Consider the following 24129-nt stretch of genomic DNA (forward strand, 5'->3'; position numbering starts at 1 on the left):
GATGACAACCAGTGCCACTGCCGACTCCGATCAACTACCCCACCGCCGCCTACCGTTCTGGGTGGCGCTGGCGCTGTCGGTCGCGACGGTCGGCCCCACCCTGGCGATGTCCGGGAACGGTCAGGGTCTGATCGGCACTGTGGGCAAGGCCATCCCCCTGGTGTTCCTGATCGGCCTGGTCGGCGTCGCGCTGGTCGGCTACAGCTTCGTCCGGCTCACCCGCCACCTCAACCATGCCGGCTCGGCCTACGCGCTGGTCGGCGGCACCGTCGGTCCACGCGCCGGGTTCTTCTCCGGCTTCGCGATGCTCGGCGCCTACGTCGGGTTCTCGATCGGAACCCTCGCCCTGACAGCGGCTTTCACCAACGCGTTCATCGCGCAGCTGCAACCGGGCAACGACAACCCGTACCAGGTGCCGTGGCTGGTCATCGTGGTGATCGGCGCGGTCATCTCGTTCGCACTGGCCGGCCGTGACATCAGGGTGCTGGCCAAGATCCTGCTGGGCATCGAAGGCATCGGCATCGTCGCGATGATCGTGCTGGTCATCGCGATCTTCGCGCAGGGCGGTGCTCCGACCACCGGATTCGACTTCAGCGTCTTCTCCTTCTCCGGCAGTGGTGTATCGCCGTCGGCGGTTCTCAGCGGTGTGGTCGCCGCCTTCCTGTCCTGGGCCGGATTCGAGGCCTGCGCCTCGATGGGCGAGGAGACCGACAACCCCGGCCGCAACATTCCGCGGGCACTGGGCGGGACCCTGATCCTCACCGGCGTGCTGTTCGTCGTCGTCATGTTCGCCCAGGTGATCGGCTTCGGCACCGACGAGGCCGGCCTGGCCGCGTTCCAGGGCTCGGGAAATACGCTGGGAGACTTGGGAAGCAGCTACATCGGCCAGTGGTTCTCGCTGCTCATCATCTTCACCGCGACCGTCGCCGCGTTCGGCTGCCACATGGCGACCGCAGCGACGTCGGGCCGGATGCTGTTCGCCTTCGGCCGTGACGGCTTCGGCCCGAAGTCGTTGGCACACATCCACGAAGCGACCGGCGGTCCGCGGCGGGCCACCTGGCTCGTGGTCGGACTGGCCCTGGTGGTGGACGTGATCTGCGGCCTGCTCGACTGGCCGGACATGGGTACCGGGAACGATGCGATCGATACCTACTTCCTGTTCGCGGTGGCCGGTTCGGTCTGCCTGATGGTGTGCTACCTGTTGGTCGAGATCGCCGCGGCGTGGTTCGTCGGCGCACCCAGGTTCGTCGGGGTGCACGGCGGCCAGGACAAGGTGCTCGGACTCGCGTTGCCGTTGCTGGGCGCCGTGGTGATCGCCGTGGTCTTGTGGTTCAACGTCAAGGACGCCGAAACCTGGACCGCCGCACCATTGTTGGGCCTGTACTGGTGTGTTGTCGGGCTGGTGATCGCGCTGGCCGCCTCGGGTATCGCCAAACGGGTGGGTGAATCACTGACCGCCGAGCTGGCGCTGACGCCTCCGGTGGAGGTCGGGTGAGCACGCTCTACGCCCGCGACGAAGCAGCCATCGCCGGGATCGAGAAGCTGCGCTTCTTCCCGCTGGAGGTGGTCTCCGGGCACGGCTGCACATTGGTCACGCCCGACGGCCGGGACCTGCTCGACCTGTCGGCCACGTGGACGGCATCCGGTCTCGGGCACGGACATCCCGCGGTCGCCGAAGCGGTCAGCCGGGCCGTGCGCAGCGCACCCGGTGCCGGCGGCCTGTCGGCGGTGCACCCCGACTCGGTGGGGTTGGCCGAGGATCTGCTGGGCCTCGTCCCCGGATCCGGTGAGCGGCGCGTCTACCTCGGCCATGCCGGCTCCGACGCCAACGACGTCGCATTGCGCGCCTGCCGCCATGCGACAGGGCGGCGGACCGTGCTGGCGTTCGAGCACAGCTACCACGGTGGCGTCGGTATCGCGATGGGGGTCTCGGGCGTCCACGTCGACGCCGGCGTCACACCGGACCCCGACGTGGCCTTTCTGCCCTACCCCAACCCTTTCCGCCCCTCAGCCGGTGATGTCGCCGCCGACGTCGCGGCCTGTCTGAAGCTGGCCGATCATCACCTGGCGACGGGTGCGATCGCGTGTCTGATCGTCGAACCGATCCTGTCCGACGGCGGCCTCGTGGTCCCGCCCGACGGCTTCCTGGCCGAGCTGCATGCCCTGTGCCGGCGCCGCGCCGTGCCGATGATCTGCGACGAGGTCAAGATGGGCCTGGGCCGGCCGGGCACGCTGCACGCGTTCGAGCATGACGGGGTGGTGCCCGACATCGTCACGTTCGGCAAGGTCCTGGGCGGAGGCCTGCCGCTGTCGGCGGCGGTCGGGCCGGCCGAACTGCTCGACGAACCGGCCGCCTCGGCACTGCTGACCACCGCGGGCAATCCGGTCTGTACCGCGGCCGGCCGGGCAGTGCTGGCGACCATCACGGGTGAGCAGCTACCCGAGCGGGCCGCCAAAGTCGGTGCGGTTCTCCAGGATGCGTTGCGCGCACTGGACTCCGAGCTGATCGGTGACGTGCGGGGCCGCGGACTGGCCATCGGGCTGGAACTGGTCGACCCGGCGACCGGCGAACCCGACCCCCGACTCGCGGCGCAGGTGAGTTACCGGGCCTGGGAACTCGGTGCGGTGGTGTACTACGTCGGCGGCAACGTTCTGGAGATCACCCCGCCACTCGTACTGTCCGAAGACGAGGCGCACCGTGCCGCCGAGATCCTCGGCGCGGCGATCGCCGACACCGCCGCGGGGAGGGTCGATGCCGAGGAGGTTGCACGCTATGCCGGATGGTGACATCGCCGGCCCGATGATCGACGTGTTCGACGGGGTCCACGGTGCGGTGCCCGACGCACTCGCCGAGCACCTGCGCCGCATCCGGTTGATCGACCACCATGTGCACGGAACGTTCCACAAGCCCGTCGACCGGGCGGGCTTCGAGGCGTCGATCAACGAAGGGTCCACCGACCCGATACCCGATTTCATGACGCAGTTCGACTCACCACTCGGCCTGTCGATCCGGCGTTGGTGCGCACCGGTTCTCGGGTTGCCCGCCCATGCCGACGCCGACGACTACTGGAAGCGGCGCAGCGAGTTCACCCCTGACGAGTTGGCGGCACTCATGTTGCCGCCGGCCGGGGTCGAACGGTGGATCGTCGACACCGGATTCCAGGGCGATCTCATCACCACCCCGCAGCGACTCACCGAACTCAGCGGCCGTCCGTCCTCTGAAATCCTGCGGCTGGAGCAGCTGGCCCAGGACCTCCTGGAGTCCGGCACCGGCCCCGAGGCGTTTCCCGGGGTCTTCCGGTCCGCCCTCGCCGAAGCGGTTGCCTCGCCGGAGATCGTGGGCACCAAGACGATTGCGGCCTATCGCACATCGTTCGACATCGACTGGTCGCGTCCCACCGATCAGCTGGTGATCGAGCATGCCCGGGAACTGGCCGCCCGTGACTCCCAACGGGTGGACAGTCCGGTGCTGATCGCGTTCGGGGTACACGAGGCCGCCCACCACGGGCTGCCCATCCAGGTCCACGTCGGGTTCGGCGACCGCGACCTCGATCTGCACCGCACCGACCCGATGCTGCTGCTGCCGTTGTTGCGCGCCATGGCGCCGGTTCCGGTGCTGCTGCTGCATTGCTATCCGTTCCACCGCCAGGCCGGTTACCTGGCCCAGGCCTTCGACCACGTGAATTTCGATGTCGGCCTTGCCATCAACTACCTCGGGGCACGCTCGAACGCCGTGGTCTCCGAAGCACTCGAAACCGCGCCGTTCGCCAAACAGCTCTACTCCTCGGACGCCTTCGGCCCACCCGAACTGCACCTGCTCGGCTCGGTGTTGTGGCGCCGCACCATGGGACTCACGCTGGGCGAGTGGGTGCGGACCGGGGACTGCAGCGAGGCCGATGCCATCCGCATCGTCGACATGATCGGCGTGCACAACGCCAACCGGGTCTACTCGCTGTGAACCATGACGCCGCACCGCTTCTCGAAGCGCTGCGCACATTCGTCGAACGCGACCAGGCGCCGCTGTACAGTCCTGGCCACAAGGGCGGGCGCACACTCGACCCCTGGTTCCGCGACCACATCGCAGCCGTCGACCTCAACAATCTGCCCGACACGGACACCCTGCACTGTCCCGAAGGGCCGATCCTCGCCGCCGAACAGCTGATCGCCGATGCCTGGGGCGTCGGGCAGAGTTTCATCCTGGTGCAGGGATCGACCAGCGGGAACATCGCCGTGGCGCTCTCGGCGCTGCGCCCTGGTGAACCCGTGCTGGTTCAGCGCAATGCGCACAAGTCCGTGCTCGCCGGACTCGTGCAGGTCGGTGCGCGCCCGGTCTGGCTGGAACCACGCTGGGATCCGCGGTTCGGGATCGCGCACGGGCTGGATGCCGACGTGGTCGAAAAGGCCTTGGCCACAAGTCAAGCCAAGGCGTTGTGGGCGCTGCACCCGACGTATTACGGCACCACCGCCGACATCGCGGTGCTGGCCGATGTGTGCCGCCGGGCCGGGGCCCGGTTACTGGTCGACGGCGCGCACTCTCCCCACTTCGCGTTCCATCCCGACTTGCCCGTACCGGCCGAGCGGGCCGGTGCGGTGACCACCGTGCAATCGGTGCACAAGGTCTTGTCCGGGCTGAGCCAGGCCGCCGTCCTGCACATCGACCCGGCCGCGCTGGACCCGGTGACGGTGCGGCGGTCGTTGCAGCTCATCCAGACCACGAGCCCGCATTTCGCGATCATGGCCTCGATCGACCTGGCCCGCCGCCAGATGATGTGCGAGGGAACCGAATTGCTCGGCGCGGCACTGGACCGCGCTCGCCGGGTAGCGGCCAGGTTGGAGAACATCCGGGGCCTGCGGGTGTTGCGACCAGCGGACGCCACCGGAACCGGGACCGGGTTCCATCAGCTCGATGAGACCAAACTGCTGATCGGTACCCGTGACCTGGCGGCCGATGCCCGCGACATCGTCGAGCGCCTCAACCGGGTGCACGGCGTCCAGCCCGAACTCAGCGGTGCCGGACATGTGCTGTGTATCAGCACCATCGGCAACACCGACACCGACATGGACCGCCTCGCCGAGGGGTTCGCCGAAGTGGCCGCCTGGGCCGGACATGCGACCGCGGGCCCGGGCGGTGACGACGACACCCTGATCGCCGACCTGATCGCGCATCGCGCCGAGACCGTACTGACCCCGAGGGAAGCGTTCTTCGCCGACACCGAGACGGTGCCGCCGGCCCACGCCACCGACCGCGTCGCCGCCGAGGCCATCACGCCCTACCCGCCGGGTGTCCCCTTGGTCATGCCGGGCGAACGGCTGACCGCCGACGTCATCACGCTGCTGCGCGCGCTACGCGGGGCCGGCAATCCGATCAGCGCGTCGGATCCGAGCCTCGAGGTCGTCACCGTCGTGCGGTAACCGGTACTAGCAGTGCACCCCGCCCTTGGCGTCGGCATTGCGCTGCACCGCGGCATCCACGGCTGCCTGGTTCAGCTGACCGTCGGCCAGTGCCTTCTCGAGGCCGTCCAGGACCGCGGGCACCTCGTCGGTGGTGATCCACAGTGCGTTGTCGGCCCCGGCCTGCAATGCCTTGAGCACCGCCGCCGCCACGCCATAGCGCTGGTTGATCGCCGCCATGCTCGAGAGGTCGTCGGTGTAGATGACACCGTTGAAGCCGGGTCCGCCGTAGTTGCCCGAGCGCAACAGGTCATAAGCCGCGGGGCTGAGGCTTGCCGGATCCGCTCCGGTCAGGCCGGGCACCTCCAGGTGCCCGACCATCACCGCGACCGGAGGCTGCGTGGTCAGGGTCCGGTAGGGCACGAGGTCGTTGTTCTGCAGCTCGGCCAGGGGCGGCGTGGTGACGGCGCCCGCGGTGTGCGAGTCGCCCGAGCCGTGGCCGTGGCCCGGGAAGTGCTTGAGCACCGGCAGCACGCCGGCATCCCGCAGCCCGCGGGCGTAGGCACCGGCGTATTCGGTGACCTTGGCCGGGTCATCGCCGAAGGACCGGTCACCGATGACGGTGTCGTCGGCATCCGAGGTGACGTCGACGACGGGCGCGAAGTCGACGGTGATCCCGAGATCGCGCATCTTCTTCCCGCGCTCGAGCGCGATGCCGTACACCTCGTCGACAGACTTGGTCTGGGCCAGTACCCGTGCCGACGGCTGCTCGCCGATCAACGAGGCCAGCCGCGACACCCGGCCGCCTTCCTCGTCGACGGTGACCGCGAGCGGCAACGGGCCGGCGGCCGAGATATCGGGCAGGGAGCCGTCGGTGAGCATCGACAGGTCGGTCCAGCTGCCGATCATGATGCCGCCGACGTGCTGCTCGGACACCACGGAACGGGCGTCGGCCGCGTCTTTGATGCCGACGGTCAGCAGCTGCGCCAGCTTGTCGCGGGGTGACAGGCTGGCCAGATCACACACCGGCGCTGCCGGCATCGGCGCGTGGGTGGACATCGGCTTCGTGTCCGAGGATTGGGACTCCGGCGCCTGGGTGCTCGGAGAGCAGGCCAGCAACAGACCGGACAACGCTGCGAAAGTTGCGACGAGACGCGGTGAAGCCATGGGCCCCGACCTTAGCCGCTGAGCAAGCGGTAATCGATTCTCCGCGTGTCGACCCAGGTCCACCTCCCAGGGATCCGGGGTGTCGCCATGCTAGGTTGGCCGGGTGAATCGGTTCGTCGTACCCTCCGCGGCCAGCATTGTCGTCGGCCTGCTGTTGGGGGCGGCTGCCGTCTTCGGTGTGACGCTAATGGTGCAGCAGGACACGAAGCCTCCGCTGCAAGCGGGCGACCCTGCGTCATCGGTGCTCAACAGGGTCGAGTACGGCGACCGGTCCTAGCTTGGATGTGCCGCTGACGCGGCGGGCAGCTGACTCGCCACTGTCGCGGCGCTGGTTGTGGGTGGTCGCCGCGGCGACACTGCTCCTGACTTTCGCCCAGTCGCCCGGAGAGATTTCACCCGATACCAAGCTCGACCTCACCGCGAATCCGCAGCGGTTCCTGGCGCGCGCGTTCAATCTGTGGAACAGCGACCTGCCGTTCGGGCAGGCGCAGAACCAGGCCTACGGCTACCTCTTTCCACACGGCACCTTCTTCCTGGCCGGTGATCTGCTCGGAATTCCGGGCTGGGTGACCCAGCGACTGTGGTGGGCTCTGCTGCTGACCGTGGGTTTCTGGGGCGTCATCAGGGTCGCGGAGGCACTGGGCATCGGCAGTTCCAGTTCACGCGTGCTCGGTGCGCTCGCCTTCACGCTGTCACCGCGGGTGCTGACCACACTGGGCGCGATCTCGTCGGAGACGCTGCCGGTGATGCTGGCACCGTGGGTGCTGCTGCCGGTCATCCTGGCGTTCCGGGGAGCCGCCCCGGCGGCGACATCCGGTCAAGGCGACCGGAGCCTACGGATGTTGGCCGCCCGGTCCGCGGGCGCGGTGGCGCTCATGGGTGCGGTGAACGCGGTCGCCACCTTGACCGGGTGTCTCGCCGCAATCATCTGGTGGGCCTGCCACCGGCCGAACCGGTTGTGGTGGCGATTCACCGCATGGTGGGCGCTGTGCGGGGCTCTGGCCGTCACCTGGTGGGTGGTGGCGCTGCTGCTGCTGGGCCGGATCAGCCCGCCGTTCCTGGACTTCATCGAATCCTCGGGCGTCACCACACAGTGGATGTCGCTGACCGAGATGCTGCGCGGTACCCACACCTGGACCCCGTTCGTGGCGTCCACCGCCACTGCGGCGGCCTCGCTCGTGACGAGCACCGTCGCGGTGCTGGCCACCACACTGGTGGCAGCCGCCGGACTGGCCGGACTCGCGTTGCGCTCCATGCCCGCGCGGGGCCGGCTGATCACCATGCTGCTGATCGGTGTGGTGCTGCTGGCCCTCGGCTACTCCGGCGGGCTGGGCTCACCGGTCGGGGCGGCCGTTCAGGACTTCCTGGACGGGACCGGCACGCCGCTGCGCAACCTGGCCAAGCTCGATCCGGTGCTGCGACTGCCGCTGGCACTGGGCCTGGCTCATCTGCTGGGGCGGATTCCGCTGCCAGGAAGCGCGCCTCGGATCGTGTGGGTGCGAGCCTTCTCCCGGCCCGAACGCGACAAGCGGATCGCGGTGGCGATCGTGGTGCTCGCCGCCCTGGCCGCCGGGACCTCGATCGCCTGGACGGGCCGCATCGCGCCTGCCGGAACGTTCACCGCGATCCCGCAGTACTGGCACGACACCGCGGACTGGCTGGATGCGCACAACACCGAGCGGGGCCGGGTCCTGGTCGCCCCCGGCGCCCCGTTCGCCACCCAGACCTGGGGCAATAGCCACGACGAGCCACTGCAGGTGCTCGGATCCAGTCCGTGGGGTGTGCGCGATTCGATACCGCTGACGCCGCCAGAGACGATCCGCGCCCTCGATTCGGTGCAGCGGTTGTTCGCCGCCGGCCGACCCTCCGCGGGACTGGCCGACACCCTTGCCCGGCAAGGCATTTCCTACGTGGTGGTGCGCAACGACCTGGATCCCGACGTATCCCGTTCGGCCCGCCCGGTATTGGTGCACCGCTCATTGGAGGGATCGCGCGGGCTCACCAAAGTCGCCGAGTTCGGCGACTCGACAGGGCCGGGAACGCTGGAAGGCTTCGTCGCCGACAGTGGATTGCGGCCGCGGTATCCCGCCGTCGAGATCTACCGCGTCGACACCGGCGGAACCAATCCGGCCGCGCCCTATCTCGTCGACGCCGATGCGATGACCCGGGTGGCCGGCGCACCCGAGGCCCTGCTGCGCCTAGACGAGCGCCGGCGCCTGGCCGGCCGGCCGCCACTGGGGCCGATGCTGCTGACCGCCGACGCCGAACGAGCCGGGCTGCCAGTGCAACCGGACGGGGCCGCCGGGGTGATCGTCACCGACACCCCGACCGCCCGCGAGATCGACTACGGCCGCGTCGACGACCATGCCTCCGCGATCCGCGCGCCCGACGATGCCCGCCACACCCACAATCGGGTCCCGGACTATCCGGCCGACGGCGCCGCACCGGTGTACGGCAAGTGGAACGGCGGGCGGGTATCGGTTTCGAGTTCGGCGGCGGACTCCACCGCACTGCCCAACGTGGCACCGGCCACCGGGCCAGCCGCCGCCGTCGACAGCGACGGTTCGACGTCGTGGGTGTCCAACGCTCTTCAGGCCGCCGTCGGCCAGTGGCTTCAGGTCGATTTCGATCACCCGGTCACCAATGCCACGCTGACCATCACCCCAAGCGCGACGGCCGTCGGCGCTCAGGTGCGCCGCATCGAGGTGGCCACCGCCACCGGCACCAGCAGTCTGCGTTTCGACACCGCGGGCCAACAGTTGACCGTGCCGCTGCCGGTCGGTGAGACGCCGTGGGTGCGGGTCACCGCGGTCGCCACCGACGACGGTTCTGCCGGTGTGCAGTTCGGCATCACCGATCTGTCGGTGACCCAGTACGACGCGTCGGGCTTCGCCCACCCCATCAACCTGCGGCACACTGTCGAGGTCCCCGCCCCACCAGCGGATTCTGTTGTCGCACAATGGGATCTCGGAACAGAACTCCTGGGCCGCGCAGGATGCGCGGACAGTCCGGCCGGGGTGCGGTGCGCGGCGGCGCTGGCGCTGGCCTCCGAGGAACCCGTCAACCTGAGCCGCACACTGGCGGTGCCCACCCCCACCGACGTCGAGCCGACGGTGTGGATCCGGTCGCGCCAGGGACCCAAGCTGGCCGATCTGGTCGCCCAGCCCGGGACCACCCGCGCCTCCGGTGACGCCGACCCGATCGACGTCCTCGGTTCGGCCTACGCCGCCACCGACGGCGACCCCCGGACATCCTGGACCGCACCGCAGCGCGTTGTTCAGTTCAAGGCGCCGCCCACGCTGACGCTGAAATTGCCCGCACCGACCGAAGTCGGGGCGCTGCGCATCGATCCCGGCGCCAGCCAACCGCCCGCACACCCGACACTGGTGGCGATCGACCTGGGCGACGGCCCGCAGACCACCAGGCTGTCCGGCAACGGCGAACCCCAGACCGCGAAGCTCAAACCACGGGTGACGGACACCATCACCGTGTCGCTGCTGGGGTGGAACGACATCATCGACCGCACCTCGCTGGGCTTCGATCAGCTCAAACCGCCCGGTCTGGCCGAACTGACCGTCCTGGACGTGCACGGCAAGCCCATCGCCGCGGCCGACTCCGCCGCCAATCGCAAACGGACGGTGTCCCTTCCGTGCGGACAGGGACCGATCATCGGTGTGGCCGGGCAGTTCGTCCAGACCTCGGTGCGCACCACGGTGGGGGCACTGCTCGACGGCGATCCGATTGCGGCCCATCCCTGCCGGACCGGGCCGATCGCCCTGCCCGCCGGGCAGCAGGAACTCCTGGTCAGCCCCGGATCGGCGTTCGTCGTCGACGGTGTCGTTCTCAACACGCCGTCCGCCGCAGAACTACGCACGGCCACAACGACTCCCGTCGAAACCCCGGTGTGGTCAGCGGATCGGCGGGAGGCGCAGGTGCCGGCCGGAGCCAACGCCCGGGTCCTGGTGGTGCCCGAGAGTGTGAACCCGGGCTGGATCGCGCGCGATGCCGAGGGTGCGGCGCTGACTCCGGTGAAGATCAACGGCTGGCAGCAGGGCTGGGTGGTCCCCGCCGGCCCAGGCGGTCCGGTGACGCTGTCCTTCCCCTCGAACCGGCCCTACCGCATCGGGCTGATCGCCGGGCTCGCGCTGCTGCCGGTACTGGCACTGCTGGCACTGTGGCCGGCCCGGCGCCGCAATCCGGATCTCGAACCGGTGCGGCCATGGCAGCCGGCCCCGATGCTCGCCGGCGCGGCGGTACTCGCAGTCGGGACCGCCATCTCCGGCCTGCCCGGACTATTGGTGGCCGGTGGCGCGCTCGGAGTGCGCTACGTGCTGCGCGATCGTGAACGCTGGCGCGACAACCTGACCGTGGCGGTAGCCGCGGGCGGGCTCATCCTGGCCGGCGCGACGCTCAGTCAGTACCCCTGGCGGTCGGTCGACGGGTACGTCGGACACTCGCCGTGGGTGCAGCTGCTCGCACTGCTGTCGGTCACCTTCGTCGCGGCCTCCACGGTCACTCCCCAGCGAACTCGCGAGCGCACGACGGACCCCGTCCAGGAGCCGGCACCGGCACCGGCCGACCACGGCTGAACTGGGGTTGTGCGGAATCACTCGGCGGAGCTGTTGACAACGTGGGTATGCAGTACTTACGGTACCGGCACGCGTTGCACAGTCCCGGAAATCGCTTTGCTGCGTGGGGGACGGCAGGTGGCCGACCTGGATTGGGTACGACTGGGTGCAGTAACTACGCAGTCAGTTGACAGCGTGGCCAACAGGCTTAGCTGTGTTCGCGCGGCGTGCGCACTATCCAGTGCGCACGGCTGCGGTGTCGGCGACGGAGGGGTTCGCCGACACCGCACGCTCGGGGCCTACGCGGTGGCCGCCAGCGCCCGTGCGTCCTCGTCGGCGAACGTGTCCTCCAACGTCAGCGGTGAATAGTCGAGGTCGATCTCCTCGAGCGGGCGGCCCCTGGCACTGCTGATCGTGCCGAATCGGCGCATGCCCTTGTCGGCGGAGTACTGCATGAACTCGTCCTGCTCCAGGCCGAAGGGGATGTCCGGCGCATAGAGGGCGAATCCCTCCTCGGTGAGTCGCAGCGCCAGCGGGATGAGTTGGTTCATCCGGTCCTCGAAGACCGCCCAGTTGGCATCGTCCGCGGCAACGTGGCGCCGACAGGTGAACGTGCCCCACGCCATGTGGCGACGCTCGTCGTCCCCGATCCGCTGGACCAGCTCCTGCATCCCGGGCAGGATTCCTCGGTCGACGCAAATCTTGTGCCACGCATAGTATCCCGTGAGCGCCAGCATTCCTTCGACAATGTGGTTGTAGGTCACGGACGCCCGGACCTGGGCTGCGGGAGACGGGTCTTTGTACAAGGCATCGAGCGACTCCGGCAGCTCCTCGTAGAACACCTGCCGGTACGCCGGGAGCTCGTCGAAGTAGTTGTGCAGATCGTCGGTGATCCCGACGGCGTCGAGCCACATGCGGAACACCTGCGTGTGTTTGGCTTCCTCGAAGGCGAACTGCGTCAGATACATCTCGTCGCCAAGGCGCCCCTCGGACCGCATCGCACTCATGAACGGCTGGATGTCCTTGGTGACGGCTTCCTCACCCGCGATGAACTCCGCGCACAGCCGGGTGGCGTACTCGCGCTCCCGGTCCGTCAACGCCTCCCAGTCCGCCCGGTCGCGGGAGAAGTCGATATCGGCCGGATTCCAGAACTTCGCATTCCCCCCGGCGAACAATCGCAACGGCACACTGTCCCAATTGAGACCGCCCTTGGCCAGCGAACCGAACTTTGTGTGTGACATGGGAATTGACCTCCTCAGGTCTGGTGGGCTGCTTCGGTGGCCGGTGAGAATGCGGCCGCCAACACTGCGACGAGCCTGCGCACGGCGAGTGTCGGCTGCTCGGGGCTGGGCTCATCCAGGCCCAGGATCGGGTCCATCCCACGCACGTACGGCGCGAGGGCCAGATGCGGAAAGATCATCAACAGCAGCGACAACAACGCGCCTGCGTCGGCGTCCGCCCGCAGATCGCCCCGGGCCTGCGCCTCCTGCACGAGGGGTCGCAGCACCTCCAGATAGTGGCGGTGGATGACAGTCCGCACGCTGACCCGGGCGTCGGTGTCCACCTCGAAGCTCGCCGCGGCGTGCAACGAACGGTCCTGGGGATGGTCGGCGAAGTAGGCCACCCAGTCGTCGAGCAGGTCGGTCAGGAAATCGAAGAACGGCCGGTTCGGATCGAGCGTGCGGATCCGATCCTCCATGTACACCCGCACGCGCTGGCTGCCGATGTCCGCGATGAAGGCGTACAGGTCGCGCTTGTCCGCGAAGTACTGGAACAGACTGCCTTTCGCCACGCCCGCGCGGCGGGCTATGACGTTGAGGCTTCCACGCGAGTACCCGTGCGCTCCGAACTCCGCCTCCGCGGCTTCCACCACAGCGGCTCGTCGAGCGGGATCCAAACGTGCCCAGGTGACCGTCGGCATCTGACTCTCCAGCCTGTATGACCACTGGTCATATTACTGTGATCGGCCTCACAGTCAAGGAGTCTTCACCGCGATCAGATGGTGCGAGACCGGTTCGCCCTCGACCCAACGCTCAACCGCCTGCTCGATGACCAGGTCGTTACCTGTCAGCCGGGTGCGGTGCTGCCGCACGTGCTCATCCCAGGACCGCACCACGAAGGCCTCGACAAACACGCCTTCGCGCTCCACGGCACGAAACAACCGCCATTGCGTGGCCCCGGTGCGCTGCCGCGACCGGCCCAACACGCCCATCGCGGCGAAGAACTCAGTCTCGTGGTCAGGTTCGACGCGGTAGGAGGTCAGCACCAGCACCGGACCGTCGGGCGGCTCCGGTTCGAACACCAGGGCGGGTTCGGGCCAGTGCGCCGACGGGGTCATGTCCAGATCACCGGTGCGCGCATGCAACGGCCACCACCACGCCGACACGGCACAGAACACCAGCAGCCCGGCGCTGATCAGCAGCGCCGTGACGGTGCTGGTGGCACCGGCGACCAGCCCCCACACCAGGGAGCCGATGGCCTGACCACCCATGAACGTCAACTGGTACACCGACAGCCCGCGCGCCCGCACCCAGGCGGGCAGGCTCAACTGCATCGAGGCGTTGAGCGTGGACAGTGCCAGCAGCCACGACGAGCCGCCGACAACGAGCGCCGCCAGGACGATGCCGAAACTGTGGACCAGGGCGAGAACCGCAGTGGCACCGGCGAATCCGAGAGCCGCGACGATCAACAACGTGTTCAGGCCGAAGACCGACTGCAATCGGCCCAGAACGAGGGCACCGAGCACGGCCCCGAACCCGAGCGCACCCAACAGCAACCCGTAGCCGGACGACGACAATCCCAGCTGCCTGTCGGCGACCACCGCGAGCAGGCCCCACAGCGCGCTGCCCGGCGCGATGAACAACACCGCCCGCAGCAGAATTCGCCTGACCATCGGCGACCTGCGGATGAACCGGCCGCCGGCGCCGAGTGCCGCCAAGGGCCGCTCGGCGGGCAACAACTGTTCCGCGACGGGGCGGCGCCAGAGCAGCAGTACCACAACGATGCCGACGAACGACACCGCGTTGAGCGTGAACACCAGGGTCGGACCGGACAGGGATACCAGCGCCCCGGCGATCGCCGGGCCGATCGCCCTGGCACCGTTCAAGCTCATGCTGCCCAGTGCGGCGGCGGCGGGGATCTGTTCGCGGGGAACGAGGTCCGGCTGGATCGCCTGCCAGGCCGGGGCCGTCAGCGCCTGCCCGCAGCCGATCAGAAACAGCAGGGTCAGCAGCACCGTCGGGGTGGCCAGCCCGGCACCGGTCAGGGTCGCGAGCGCCGCCACGCCGGCCGCCATGGCGGCCTGGGTGGCCAGCAGCAGCCTGCGCCGGTCGACCAGATCGGCGAGCACGCCGGAGGGCAGGGCCAGCAGCATCACCGGCAATGTCGTTGCCGTCTGCACCAAGGGCACCAGCACCGGGGCGCGCGGATCGCCGACCAGCATCCACTGGGCACCCACCGTCTGCATCCACGTTCCGAGGTTGGAGACGAACTGCGCGATCCACAGCGCGCGGTAGATCGGCGACGCCAACGGCGCCCACGTCGACGTTGCGGTGACGGCCATCTGCCTGATCGTGCCAGCGGGGCTGCGGCATAGTGAGGACATGGCTGAAGTCCGCAACATTCCCGAAGCACGCCATTACGAGATAACCGTCGACGGCGAGCATGCCGGCCTTGTGGCCTACGTCGACTCCGGCGACCAGCGCATCTTCTACCACACCGAGATCGACGACAAGTTCGGCGGACAAGGCCTGGCCGCCGAACTGGTGTCGGCTGCGCTGACCGATGCCCGCGCGGCCGGCAAGCGCATCGTGGCGGTCTGCCCGTACGTCGCCAAGTACGTGCAGAAGCACCACGACTTCGACGACATCCTCGACCCCGTCACCCCCGAGCTGCTGGCCGTGGTCGAGGCCGCCAACTAGATCTTCGTCGCGGTCACCAGGAACCCGGGCATCTGCGTGCGGCCTTCGGGCAGGACCGCGTGCAGCTGGGCCGGGCGGATATCGTCGACCTGCCAGTACTTCGAAACCTCTTCGCGCAATTGGTCTTCGGTGAACTGGGTGGGGCCCGGGCCGTCGTGCTCGCCGAATGCGCCGGTGCCGAACGCGAGGATGTAGAAGCGGGCACCGGGAGCCGCCGCGTGATACATCGAGCGCAGGTAGCCGTCGCGCAGTTCTTCCGGCAGGGCGTGCAGCAGCCCGCTGTCGAAGATCGTGCCGAACCGCCCTTCGTACCCGGTGAGCGACGAGATGTCGGCGGCCGCGAACGTCGCGTCGGCGAGCCCGCGTTCCTGCGCGGCCGCGGCTGCAGCGGCGACGGCCGTCGGGCTCAGATCGATGCCGACGACGGTGTGGCCACGCGCCGCCAGCGCCAGCGCGAGCTCGGCGTGGCCACAGCCGGCATCGAGCACTTCGCCCCCTACGGCGCCGTCGGTGTCGATGATCGCGGCGTATTCCGGCTGTGGTGCGCCGATGCTCCAGGCAGGGGTCTGCTGCTGCCGGTAGGCGTCGTCCCAATCGATTCGATGAGTCATGCCATCCGTCCCTTCATTTAGTTAAAATCTGTACTATATTGACTGTAGGTCGATATTTACCCATTGACAAGGCGATGCTTCACACTGTTCAAACCTGAATCAGTTGGCCGATTGGAGGAACGTGGCGCGCAAGCTGTCCACAGCCGAGGAGCGGGCCTGGCGGCCCTACATCGAGTCCAGCCTGCGCCTGGAAACGCTGCTCGACGAGCGTCTCCGGGAGGCCACGAATCTCACCCTGATCGACTACCACCTGCTGATGATGTTGGCGAACGCCACCGATCAGCGCCTGCGGATGAGTGAACTCGCCGAGAAGATGGTGTTCTCCCGCAGCCGGATCACCTATCAGATCAACTCGATGACCAAACGGGGTCTGGTGCTGCGCGAATCGGTCCCCGAGGACCGCAGGGGCTACCGCGCGGTGCTGACCGCCACCGGCGCCGAGGCGCTGCGCATCGCCGTGCCACTGCACAGCGAGTCGGTGCGCGAACTGTTCTTCGACCAGATCGAGCCCGACGAACTCGACTGCATCGAACGGGTATTCACCCGGCTACACACCCACTTGCAGACCGATCTCCTGCGACACGACGACTGAAAGCAGGCACCATGACGTTCACCGCATCCGAACTGGCCTACCTGCGCGAGCAGCCGATCGGACGACTGAGCACCGTCGGCCGCGCCGGCGACCCGCAGATCCGCCCCGTCGGCGTCCACCTCAGTCCCGACGGGTCCGGCATCGACATCGTCGGACACGCCCTGGCGTCGACGCAGAAGTGGCGCAACGTGCTTCACAACCCCCAGGTGGCGTTCATCGTCGACACGGTGCTCTCGGTACGGCCACCGGATGCCCGCGGCATCGAAATCCGTGGTACCGCAACAGCATTGTCCGGCGCGGGCACCACCGACGGCGGGCTCAGCGGCGACATCATCCGGATCGCGCCGCGCCGGATCATCAGCTGGGGACTCGACGGCGTGGGCACCACCGCCCGCGACTGGACCGAATCCACGCCCACAGCGGACTGACCGACCTAGCATCGGCGGCGTGCCGACAGTCAACACCGCCCACGGATCCATCGACACCGCAGACCTCGGCGTCACGCTCATGCACGAGCACGTCTTCATCATGACGGCCGAGCTGACCCAGAACTATCCGGAGTCCTGGGGTGACGAGGCCAGCCGGGAAACCGATGCGATCGCGCGGCTCACCGAACTCAAGGCCAACGGCGTCGACACCATCGTCGACCTCACGGTGATCGGTCTGGGCCGCTACATTCCGCGTATCGCCCGGATCGCCGAGGCCACCGACCTCAACATCGTGGTCGCCACCGGCTTCTACACCTACAACGACCTGCCGCTGGCCCTGCACTTCAACGGGCCCGCTCCGGGCCAGATCGACCCGATGACCGAGATGTTCGTCCGCGACATCGAACATGGCATTGCCGACACCGGGATCAAAGCGGCGATCCTCAAGTGCGCCACCGACGAACCCGGCGTCACCTCCGGCGTCGAGCGGGTCCTGCGGGCCGTGGCCCAGGCCCACCGGCAGACCGGGGTGCCGATCTCCACCCATACCCACGCGGCCAGCCGGCGCGGCCTCGAACAGCAGCGCATCTTCGCCGAGGAGGGCGTCGATCCGTCCCGGGTGATCATCGGCCACTGCGGCGACACCACCGATATCGGCTACCTCGAGGAATTGATCGCCGGCGGCTCCTACATCGGCATGGACCGCTTCGGCGTCGACGTCTACCTCCCGTTCGAGGAGCGGGTCGCGACCGTCGCGACCCTGTGCGAGCGCGGCCACGCCGAGAAGATGGTGCTCTCGCACGACACCTGGTGCTACTTCGACGCACTGCCCGACGACCTGACCGCCCACGCCCTGCCGAACAGTCACTACCTGCACATCCACAACGATGTGCTGCCTGCGCTGCGTGAGCGCGGGGTCACCGAGCACCAGATCACCACGATGCTGGTGGACAATCCACGGCGGATCTTCGACCGCAAGGGCGGGTACTGAGATGACCGGCGTCATTCCACCGATCCCCCACCCGACCAGCCGGCGGTGACCTGCCAGGGCATCACGCGCACCCGCGCCGAACTGGACCGCTCCGCCAATCGACTCGCCCGCTCCTACGCTGAATGCGGTTGCGTGACGACGTCATCGCGCGGCTGGGGCAGGCTCCGGCTCGTCGGTGATCGAGCTGTCCAGCGGCGGCACGGGGCTCTCGTTCCGGTACTCCCAGCGCCGCAACGCTTCCCGGCACGGTGATTCCACCAGCGCGTAGCTCACCGCGGCGAGGGCGAAGCCGAACACCAGGGTCAGCACCAACACCACCAGCATCTGCCCGTTGAACAGGAACTCCCCGATCATCGGGAACACCATGGCCAATGCCGCCAGATGCCAGACGAACAGCCCGTACGACCAGCGGCCCAGCGTCACCATCACCCGGTTGCCCAGAATCGGGTGCCTGGTGTCGGGGTGATCGAGGACCAGCGGTGCCAGCAGCGCGCCCGCGACGATCGCGCCCATCGCGGTCTTCAGCGTCACCTGGCCGACCGAGCCCGGGCGCAGCCCTTCCAGCCCGGCCAGCGGCGAGGCCGCGATCCCGAATGCCACCGCGGCGATGACGCCCATCAGGATCCGGCGCCGGGCCAACCGGTGCACCCAGCCGAATGGACTCACCGTGAGTTCAGCGAGCACCATGCCCGCGGCGAACCAGGAGAAGAACGCCGGCGGCCAGTTCCACGGGTTGAGTCCGGTGGTGCCGGAGAACGGGATGCGTACCCACAACAGGCTCAGCGCCGCCAACGCGATGATCACGCCGACGCGGGCCCGCACCGGCAACCGCCGTGCCAGCAGCGCCAGTACCGGCAACGCAAGATAGAAACTGACCTCGACCGACAGGCTCCACATCTGGGTCAGCCCCGCGGTCAGCGTCAACGGCACATAGATCTGGGTCAGGGTCAGGTTCGCCAGCCACACCGTCAGATCGGCCTTGGCCTCCGGAAGCAGCAGGATGATCACCACGACGGCGACCACATAGCCGGGCATGATGCGCACGATGCGGGATCGCAGGTAATGGCCGGTGCGCGGGCGAGGGCGCAACCCTCGCGCCGCCGCGGCATGGCCGCGCCACAGCAGGAACCCCGAGAGCGCGAAGAACACGGCGACCGCGAGGTCGAACCGGCCGAAGAACCGGCCGCTCACCCCGGTGGTGTGTCCGGTCTGGAAGGCGACGTGGGTGAGAACCACACCCATGGCCGCGCACGCGCGCATGCCTTCGACGGCCGGCAGGAAGCTGCGGGTTCCTCCGACCTCTACATCCGGACCGGTTTCCGGGTCCGATGCTCGGGTGGCCACGGCGACCAGTGTGCCGCGCCGTGGCAACCCCGCCAAACTGCGGGTTAATGCACCCGCGGCGTGCCACCGGAGTAAGTGATGGCCTTAAATAGTGCTGTTAGGGTCGAACGGGTTTGCCTCACGACGAGTTGGCCCACACCGAAGGAGGCCCGGTTTGAACCGCGCAGTGGCGCTGCGTATCGCGGCATGTGGACTGATGGGGCTGGGTGCTGCTCTGCTCATCGCCGCACTGTTGCTGACCACCTATACCAAGGGCAAGATCGCCAAGATCCCGCTCAATCTGGATGCCAGCCTGGTCAGCGATGGAACCGCGACCGCTTTCGATCCGGCATCGCTGGTGGCACCGAAGTTCTCGGTGGACCGCAACGTGCCGGTCGCCCTCCAGCAACAGGTCAGCGTGGAATCACCGTCGAACGCCGAGGTGGTGACGCTGCAAGTGGGCAGCACACTGCGGCGCACGGACCAGCAGAAGGACTCCGGTCTGCTGTTGGCGATGGTTGACACCGTCACGATGAACCGCAGCACCGCGCTGGCCGTGTCCAGCGACAACAACCCGGGCGGCGCGCTGCAGAAGCCGCGGGCCATCGAGGACGAGAAGCCGCCGACGAACGTGGCGCTGCCGCACGAGGGCCTGACCTACCGGTTCCCGTTCGACACCGAGAAGAAGACGTACCCGTTCTTCGACCCGATCGCGCAGAAGCCGTTCGACGCGAACTACGACGGTGAAGAAGACGTCAACGGGTTGACCACCTACCGGTTCATCCAGAACGTGGGCTACGACTCCGACGGCAAGCTCGCCGAGCCGGTCAAGTACTCCTCGCTCTACGAAGACGACGCCGACAGCTCGGTCACCGCGAGCCCCGAGATGTGGGGCGTGCCCGGCGAACCCGACGAGCGGATCACGATGGACCGCTTCTACGCCGCGCAGCGCACCTTCTGGGTCGACCCGGTGTCCGGCACCATCGTCAAGGCGCAGGACCACGGCTACCAGTACTACGCACGTGACGCGCTCAAGCCCGAGGTGACCTACGTCGACTACAAGGTCACCTACAACGAGGAGACCGTGGAGTCCCAGGTCGCGGCCGCTCAGGATGAGCGCGACCGGGTGTCACTGTGGACCCGCGTCCTGCCGATCACGTTCACCGCGCTGGGCCTGCTGGCACTCATCGGTGGCGCCGTGGTGGGGTCGTTCGCAGTACGTGCCGAGTCCACCCTGATCGATCCGGGACTCGACACCGCCGATCACGGCTTCTTCGACACCCAGGGCTTCCAGGTTCCCGGCGCTGAGGCGAAGACGGAGAAACTACCCGCTCAACGACCGTCCGACCTACCACCGGACCGGCCGATCTGAGCCTGCGCTCTGCTCTGCTGCCGGCCTATGCGCTGGCACTGTCGTTGTCGATAACCGGGCCCCTGTTGGGGCCCGGTTATCTGCTTTTGCGCGACGCGGTCTCCACCCCGCGGTCGCATCTGACCGACGCGGCGCTGGGGTTGACCGAAGCCGCACCGAGGGCGCTGCCGCAGGACTTCTTTGTCGCGCTGACCTCCGCCGTGCTCGACGGCGGGGTGGTCGTCAAGATCATGTTGGTGGCGGGTCTGTGGCTGGCCGGCTGGGGAGCCGCGCGGCTGGCCTCGACCGTCCTGGGACCCGGCTTGCCGGGTCAGTTCATCGCGGCGACGCTGGCCATCTGGAATCCGTACGTGGCCGAGCGGTTGCTGCAGGGGCACTGGAGCCTGCTGGTCGGCTACGGCTGCCTGCCCTGGGTGGCGGTGTGCGTGCTGCGCCTGCGGGGCAAGCCGGAGACGGGGCCGGTGTGGGGCCTGCTGTTCTGGATCGCGCTCGCCGGGTTGACGCCGACGGGCCTGATGCTGGCGGCGACCGTCGCGATCGTGTGCGTTGCGGCCCCCGGCGATGGCCGGCGGCGCCTGCAGGTCGCAGGGCTCGGGTTGGGGGCTGCCGTGCTGGCCGCGACGCCGTGGCTGGTGGCCGCGGCTGTCGGTGGAACAGTGTCATCCCCGGTGTCGGCGGTGGGAGTTCACGCCTTCGCGGCCCGCGCCGAGCCCGGGCTGGCCACCCTCGGCAGCCTGGCCGGCCTCGCCGGTATCTGGAACGGTGACGCCGTGCCCGGTTCGCGCACAACGCTTTTCGCACTGGTTGCCACCGCTGTCCTACTCGGAATCGTCGCGCTCGGCCTACCGGTGGTGGCGCGCAACCGCACGGCGGCACCGCTGCTGATCCTCGCCGCCGCGGCGGTATTGATCCCGGCAGCCATGGCTACCGGCCCAGGGCTCGCGTTCGTGGACGCGACGATCCGGGCAGTGCCCGGCCTCGGCGTGGTGCGGGACGGACAGAAATGGGTGGCGCTGGCCATGCCGGGCTACGTGCTGGCCGCGGCCGCCGCGCCGGTCACGTTGAGCCGGCTGCGGGTGCCGCCGGCCGCATCGGCCGCGGTGGCCTGCGCGGCGCTGATCGCGGTCTTGCCCGATCTGGCGTGGGGTGTGGGCAATCACATGCGGGCCGTGCAGTATCCGCCCGGGTGGACCGTCGCCGCGGCGGCGATCAACGCCGATCCCCGACCGGTGGCAGTGCTGCCACCGGACAGCATGCGGTCGTTCTACTGGGCCGGTGCCGCACCGGTTCTCGATCCGCTGCCCCGGTGGCTGCGCGCCGAAGTGCTGTCCACCGGCGATCTGGTGATCGGTGCCGAAGTGGTGCCCGGAGAGGGAACGCGGGCCCAGGCAGTGCAGGACCTGCTGCGCTCAGGCGCAGACCGACAGACGGTGGCCGACGCCGGTGTCGGCTGGTTGGTAGTCGAAACCAACGGTGTGCCGGCGAAACTGGAACTTCCGGTGGCATATCGGGATGGCGATATCGCCGTGTACCGGATCGGCGGCGACCACCCGGCCTCACCTCACCGAAACCTGTTGATCGCTGCCCACCTGGTGTGGCTGCTGGCTCTGGCCGGCGGGGCTGCCGGGATGGCGGTCAGTTTCTGGCGCCGTCCGCGCGTGCGGAACTCCGCGTTGACTTTGAGCTGACGCCGAATTTGTGCGGGTAGCGGTGTGCGTGGTTTCAAAGTCAAGCTACGCCGGCATTCTCAGCGGCTCACACCAAGCCGCTGACGAAATTGCCCTCGTGCACGGCTCCCAGCACGGCGTGCATCGCGTCCGCGCTGAGCCTCCAGGAGAATTCGTCGCTGCGGGTCTGAGCCTTGCTACCCAACTGCACGCGCATCACCGGGTCGCTCAACAACTGGCGGATCCCCGTCACCAGGGCGTCACGATCCTCGACCAACAGCCCGGTGACCCCGTCGACGATCGAGTCGGTCAGCCCGCCGGACGCGCGATAGCCGATGGTTGGCACCCCGTGCTGGGCGGCCTCGGTGACGGCAAGCCCCCAGCCTTCTTTGCGCGACGGCAGCACATGCACCCAGCTCTGCTGCAGGACACGGTGTTTGGTCTCTTCGTCGACATGACCGTGGAACGTCACCGAATCGGAGATGCCGAGAAGTTCGGCGTGCTCGACCAGCCGCCGCTGCCACCAGCCGCCGCCCAGGATGTCCAGGTGCAGTCCGGGGACCTCGGCACGCAGTGCCGCGACCGCCTCCAGGGCGTCTTCGATCTGCTTGTGTGGCACCAGCCGCGACAGCACGACGAGCCGGGGGCTGGTCGACCGGGGCAGCTCCAGCGTCGGGCCGGGAGCTTCGTCAAGTCCGTTGCGCACCACCGCAATCCGGCCGGAGTCCACCCCGAGCTCGTTGAGATCGCGAGCGGAGGGAAGTGACACGGTGACGTACTGGTTGCGGCGGTGCAGTCGCGGAGACAGTTTGGACTCGACGAACCAGCCGATCCGGCCCTTCATCGGGCCGGCCACCGGCCACAGTTCCCGGTGACAGTGATGCACGAGCACCGCCACCCGACGACCGAACGCCAGCCGGGCCAGGAACGGCAGCCCGTTCTGGGTGTCGACGACCACGTCGGGCCGGACCCTGCGCAACGGCCCGAGGCCGACGCGGGAGGCCACCATGGCCAGCCCGGCCCAGATGTACACGCTGTAGGGACCGCCGGCCCGGCTGATCTGCACCCCGTCGACGATCTCGCGGCGGGCCGCCCCCGGGTAACGCGCGGTGCGCAACGTGACGTTGACACCGTCGTCGGCCAGACACGCGCCGATGCGCTGCAGATAGGCCTCGCTGCCGCCGCCCTGGGGGTGCCCGGTGTCGCGCCAGCACAGGAGCAGGACGCTCCTCAGGCGTGGATCAGGACGGGCAGACATCGTGTTGAGGGTACCGGTCAGTAGGTTGGGCGGGTGCAGCCCAGCGACATCTCCGCGCACTTCGCCCGCCGGGCGACCCTGAGCCGGTCGGTGCGCCTTCTGGCGCAGTTCCGGTTCGAGCAGAGCGAACCGGCCCGGTTCTACGGGGCGCTGGCCGCCGATACCGTCGCCTTGACCACCGATCTGTGGACGGCCGCCACCGGGGAATCCCCTGCCGGACGCACCGTCCTCGACGTCGGCGGTGGACCCGGCTACTTCGCGTCGGCGTTCGATCAGGCGGGCATGCGATACGTAGGGGTGGAGCCGGATCCTCGGGAGGCGCATGCCGGAGCCGCGAGAGCGGCGACATCCAGCCTGAGCCCGGCTGTCGATTCCGCATCGGGCACGTTCGTCCGGGCCTCCGGGATGGCCCTTCCGTTCGCGGACGGCAGTGTCGACATCTGCCTGTCCTCCAATGTCGCCGAGCATGTGCCGCACCCGTGGCGGCTGGGTAACGAGATGTTGCGTGTGACGAAGCCCGGCGGCCTGGCGGTGTTGTCCTACACGGTCTGGCTCGGCCCGTTCGGCGGCCACGAGATGGGGTTGACGCACTATCTGGGCGGGGCCCGGGCAGCCGAACGGTACACCCGCAAACATGGTCATCGCCCCAAGAACGACTACGGCTCGTCGTTGTTCGCGGTGTCGGCGGCCGATGGCCTTGAATGGGCCGCCAGCACCGGCGCGCTGATCGCCGCTTTTCCGCGCTACCACCCACGATGGGCCTGGTGGATGACCGCGGTACCAGGGTTGCGTGAGTTCCTGGTGAGCAATTTGGTGCTGGTTCTGCGGCCGTCCTGACCAT

General features: G+C 68.5%; 19 protein-coding genes and 1 pseudogene. 13 read left to right on the plus strand and 7 right to left on the minus strand.

Annotated features, from left to right (window positions below; all coding sequences use genetic code 11):
* Window position 1: 1 nt before the first annotated feature.
* From EH231_RS30210 to EH231_RS34675, 4 genes are read left to right on the plus strand one after another with little or no spacing between them, the layout of a single operon-like run.
* Window positions 2–1495 (plus strand): APC family permease, encoded by a 1494-nt coding sequence (locus EH231_RS30210; RefSeq protein ID WP_124713915.1) that lies wholly within the window; start codon window positions 2–4, stop codon window positions 1493–1495.
* The gene (locus EH231_RS30215) at window positions 1492–2787 is read left to right on the plus strand and encodes an aspartate aminotransferase family protein (protein ID WP_124713916.1); all 1296 of its coding nucleotides are present in this window, start codon (window positions 1492–1494) and stop codon (window positions 2785–2787) included. The genes EH231_RS30210 and EH231_RS30215 overlap by 4 nt, the downstream gene beginning before the upstream one ends.
* On the plus strand, window positions 2774–3958 hold the full coding sequence (locus tag EH231_RS30220; RefSeq protein WP_205265353.1) for an amidohydrolase family protein: 1185 nt from the start codon (window positions 2774–2776) through the stop codon (window positions 3956–3958). The genes EH231_RS30215 and EH231_RS30220 overlap by 14 nt, the downstream gene beginning before the upstream one ends.
* Window positions 3955–5412 (plus strand): aminotransferase class I/II-fold pyridoxal phosphate-dependent enzyme, encoded by a 1458-nt coding sequence (locus EH231_RS34675; protein WP_124713917.1) that lies wholly within the window; start codon window positions 3955–3957, stop codon window positions 5410–5412. Before EH231_RS30220 ends, EH231_RS34675 begins: the two co-directional genes overlap by 4 nt.
* 6 nt (window positions 5413–5418) lie before the next feature.
* On the opposite strand, the gene EH231_RS30230 is transcribed toward EH231_RS34675, so the two are convergent.
* A complete protein-coding gene (locus tag EH231_RS30230; protein WP_124713918.1) occupies window positions 5419–6558 on the minus strand; it encodes a glycoside hydrolase family 3 N-terminal domain-containing protein in 1140 nt (379 codons plus the stop codon).
* A 103-nt stretch (window positions 6559–6661) separates the two neighbouring features.
* Here EH231_RS30230 and EH231_RS30235 point away from each other — a divergent pair, with 103 nt between their 5' ends.
* Together EH231_RS30235 and EH231_RS30240 are read left to right on the plus strand one after the other, a co-directional pair.
* Entirely contained in the window at window positions 6662–6835 is a 174-nt protein-coding gene (locus EH231_RS30235) for a DUF2613 domain-containing protein (RefSeq protein WP_003891682.1), read from the plus strand.
* A gap of 7 nt (window positions 6836–6842) precedes the next feature.
* Window positions 6843–11147 (plus strand): alpha-(1->3)-arabinofuranosyltransferase, encoded by a 4305-nt coding sequence (locus EH231_RS30240; RefSeq protein ID WP_241178208.1) that lies wholly within the window; start codon window positions 6843–6845, stop codon window positions 11145–11147.
* A 278-nt stretch (window positions 11148–11425) separates the two neighbouring features.
* Here the strand turns inward: EH231_RS30240 and EH231_RS30245 are convergent, their stop codons facing one another.
* The 3 genes and pseudogenes from EH231_RS30245 to EH231_RS30255 form a co-directional block, all read right to left on the minus strand.
* A complete protein-coding gene (locus EH231_RS30245) occupies window positions 11426–12367 on the minus strand; it encodes a R2-like ligand-binding oxidase (protein WP_090433635.1) in 942 nt (313 codons plus the stop codon).
* Between the two features lie 4 nt (window positions 12368–12371).
* A pseudogene (locus EH231_RS30250) lies at window positions 12372–13047 on the minus strand (TetR/AcrR family transcriptional regulator); the annotation flags it as partial.
* Window positions 13048–13101: 54 nt separating this feature from the next.
* Window positions 13102–14688 carry an MFS transporter gene (locus EH231_RS30255; protein ID WP_124713919.1) on the minus strand — a complete coding sequence of 529 codons (1587 nt, stop codon included), beginning with the start codon at window positions 14686–14688 and terminating at the stop codon, window positions 13102–13104.
* 40 nt (window positions 14689–14728) lie between these two features.
* Between EH231_RS30255 and EH231_RS30260 the strand changes: the two genes are divergently transcribed.
* Window positions 14729–15046, plus strand: coding sequence for a GNAT family N-acetyltransferase (locus EH231_RS30260; RefSeq protein WP_164481083.1), 318 nt, complete (start codon window positions 14729–14731; stop codon window positions 15044–15046).
* On the opposite strand, the gene EH231_RS30265 is transcribed toward EH231_RS30260, so the two are convergent.
* Entirely contained in the window at window positions 15043–15657 is a 615-nt protein-coding gene (locus EH231_RS30265) for a class I SAM-dependent methyltransferase (protein WP_124713920.1), read from the minus strand. The two genes, EH231_RS30260 and EH231_RS30265, sit on opposite strands and share 4 nt — an antisense overlap.
* 121 nt (window positions 15658–15778) lie before the next feature.
* On the opposite strand from EH231_RS30265, the gene EH231_RS30270 reads away from it, so the two are divergent.
* From EH231_RS30270 to EH231_RS30280, 3 genes are read left to right on the plus strand one after another with little or no spacing between them, the layout of a single operon-like run.
* Window positions 15779–16249 carry a MarR family winged helix-turn-helix transcriptional regulator gene (locus EH231_RS30270; protein WP_124713921.1) on the plus strand — a complete coding sequence of 157 codons (471 nt, stop codon included), beginning with the start codon at window positions 15779–15781 and terminating at the stop codon, window positions 16247–16249.
* An 11-nt stretch (window positions 16250–16260) separates the two neighbouring features.
* On the plus strand, window positions 16261–16677 hold the full coding sequence (locus tag EH231_RS30275) for a PPOX class F420-dependent oxidoreductase (protein WP_090433625.1): 417 nt from the start codon (window positions 16261–16263) through the stop codon (window positions 16675–16677).
* A gap of 19 nt (window positions 16678–16696) precedes the next feature.
* A complete protein-coding gene (locus EH231_RS30280) occupies window positions 16697–17668 on the plus strand; it encodes a phosphotriesterase family protein (protein ID WP_124713922.1) in 972 nt (323 codons plus the stop codon).
* Window positions 17669–17809: 141 nt separating this feature from the next.
* On the opposite strand, the gene EH231_RS30285 is transcribed toward EH231_RS30280, so the two are convergent.
* Window positions 17810–18928 carry an acyltransferase family protein gene (locus EH231_RS30285; RefSeq protein ID WP_164481275.1) on the minus strand — a complete coding sequence of 373 codons (1119 nt, stop codon included), beginning with the start codon at window positions 18926–18928 and terminating at the stop codon, window positions 17810–17812.
* Between the two features lie 238 nt (window positions 18929–19166).
* Between EH231_RS30285 and pgfA the strand changes: the two genes are divergently transcribed.
* Complete coding sequence (gene pgfA / locus EH231_RS30290) at window positions 19167–20363, plus strand: cell envelope lipid trafficking protein PgfA (protein ID WP_090433619.1); 1197 nt, start codon at window positions 19167–19169, stop codon at window positions 20361–20363.
* A 17-nt stretch (window positions 20364–20380) separates the two neighbouring features.
* Window positions 20381–22051 carry an MmpA family trehalose lipid delivery protein gene (locus EH231_RS30295; RefSeq protein ID WP_124713924.1) on the plus strand — a complete coding sequence of 557 codons (1671 nt, stop codon included), beginning with the start codon at window positions 20381–20383 and terminating at the stop codon, window positions 22049–22051.
* 67 nt (window positions 22052–22118) lie between these two features.
* Here EH231_RS30295 and EH231_RS30300 read toward each other — a convergent pair whose 3' ends face one another.
* The gene (locus tag EH231_RS30300) at window positions 22119–23288 is read right to left on the minus strand and encodes a glycosyltransferase family 4 protein (protein WP_090433615.1); all 1170 of its coding nucleotides are present in this window, start codon (window positions 23286–23288) and stop codon (window positions 22119–22121) included.
* Window positions 23289–23336: 48 nt separating this feature from the next.
* Here EH231_RS30300 and EH231_RS30305 point away from each other — a divergent pair, with 48 nt between their 5' ends.
* Window positions 23337–24125 carry a class I SAM-dependent methyltransferase gene (locus EH231_RS30305; RefSeq protein WP_170856485.1) on the plus strand — a complete coding sequence of 263 codons (789 nt, stop codon included), beginning with the start codon at window positions 23337–23339 and terminating at the stop codon, window positions 24123–24125.
* The last annotated feature ends 4 nt before the right edge of the window (window positions 24126–24129 follow it).

The sequence above is a fragment of the Mycolicibacterium nivoides genome (genome assembly GCF_003855255.1).
GTDB classification, from domain to species: Bacteria; Actinomycetota; Actinomycetes; order Mycobacteriales; family Mycobacteriaceae; genus Mycobacterium; species Mycobacterium nivoides.

Coding starts and splice junctions, on each gene's coding strand:
- EH231_RS30275 (WP_090433625.1), top strand. CDS start 16,261: ATGACGTTCACCGCATCCGAACTGGCCTACCTGCGCGAGCAGCCGATC.
- EH231_RS30285 (WP_164481275.1), bottom strand. CDS start 18,928: ATGCGCGCGTGCGCGGCCATGGGTGTGGTTCTCACCCACGTCGCCTTC.
- EH231_RS30265 (WP_124713920.1), bottom strand. CDS start 15,657: ATGACTCATCGAATCGATTGGGACGACGCCTACCGGCAGCAGCAGACC.
- EH231_RS30300 (WP_090433615.1), bottom strand. CDS start 23,288: ATGTCTGCCCGTCCTGATCCACGCCTGAGGAGCGTCCTGCTCCTGTGC.
- EH231_RS30245 (WP_090433635.1), bottom strand. CDS start 12,367: ATGTCACACACAAAGTTCGGTTCGCTGGCCAAGGGCGGTCTCAATTGG.
- EH231_RS30210 (WP_124713915.1), top strand. CDS start 2: ATGACAACCAGTGCCACTGCCGACTCCGATCAACTACCCCACCGCCGC.
- EH231_RS30260 (WP_164481083.1), top strand. CDS start 14,729: ATGGCTGAAGTCCGCAACATTCCCGAAGCACGCCATTACGAGATAACC.
- EH231_RS30255 (WP_124713919.1), bottom strand. CDS start 14,688: ATGGCCGTCACCGCAACGTCGACGTGGGCGCCGTTGGCGTCGCCGATC.
- EH231_RS30230 (WP_124713918.1), bottom strand. CDS start 6,558: ATGGCTTCACCGCGTCTCGTCGCAACTTTCGCAGCGTTGTCCGGTCTG.
- EH231_RS30220 (WP_205265353.1), top strand. CDS start 2,774: ATGCCGGATGGTGACATCGCCGGCCCGATGATCGACGTGTTCGACGGG.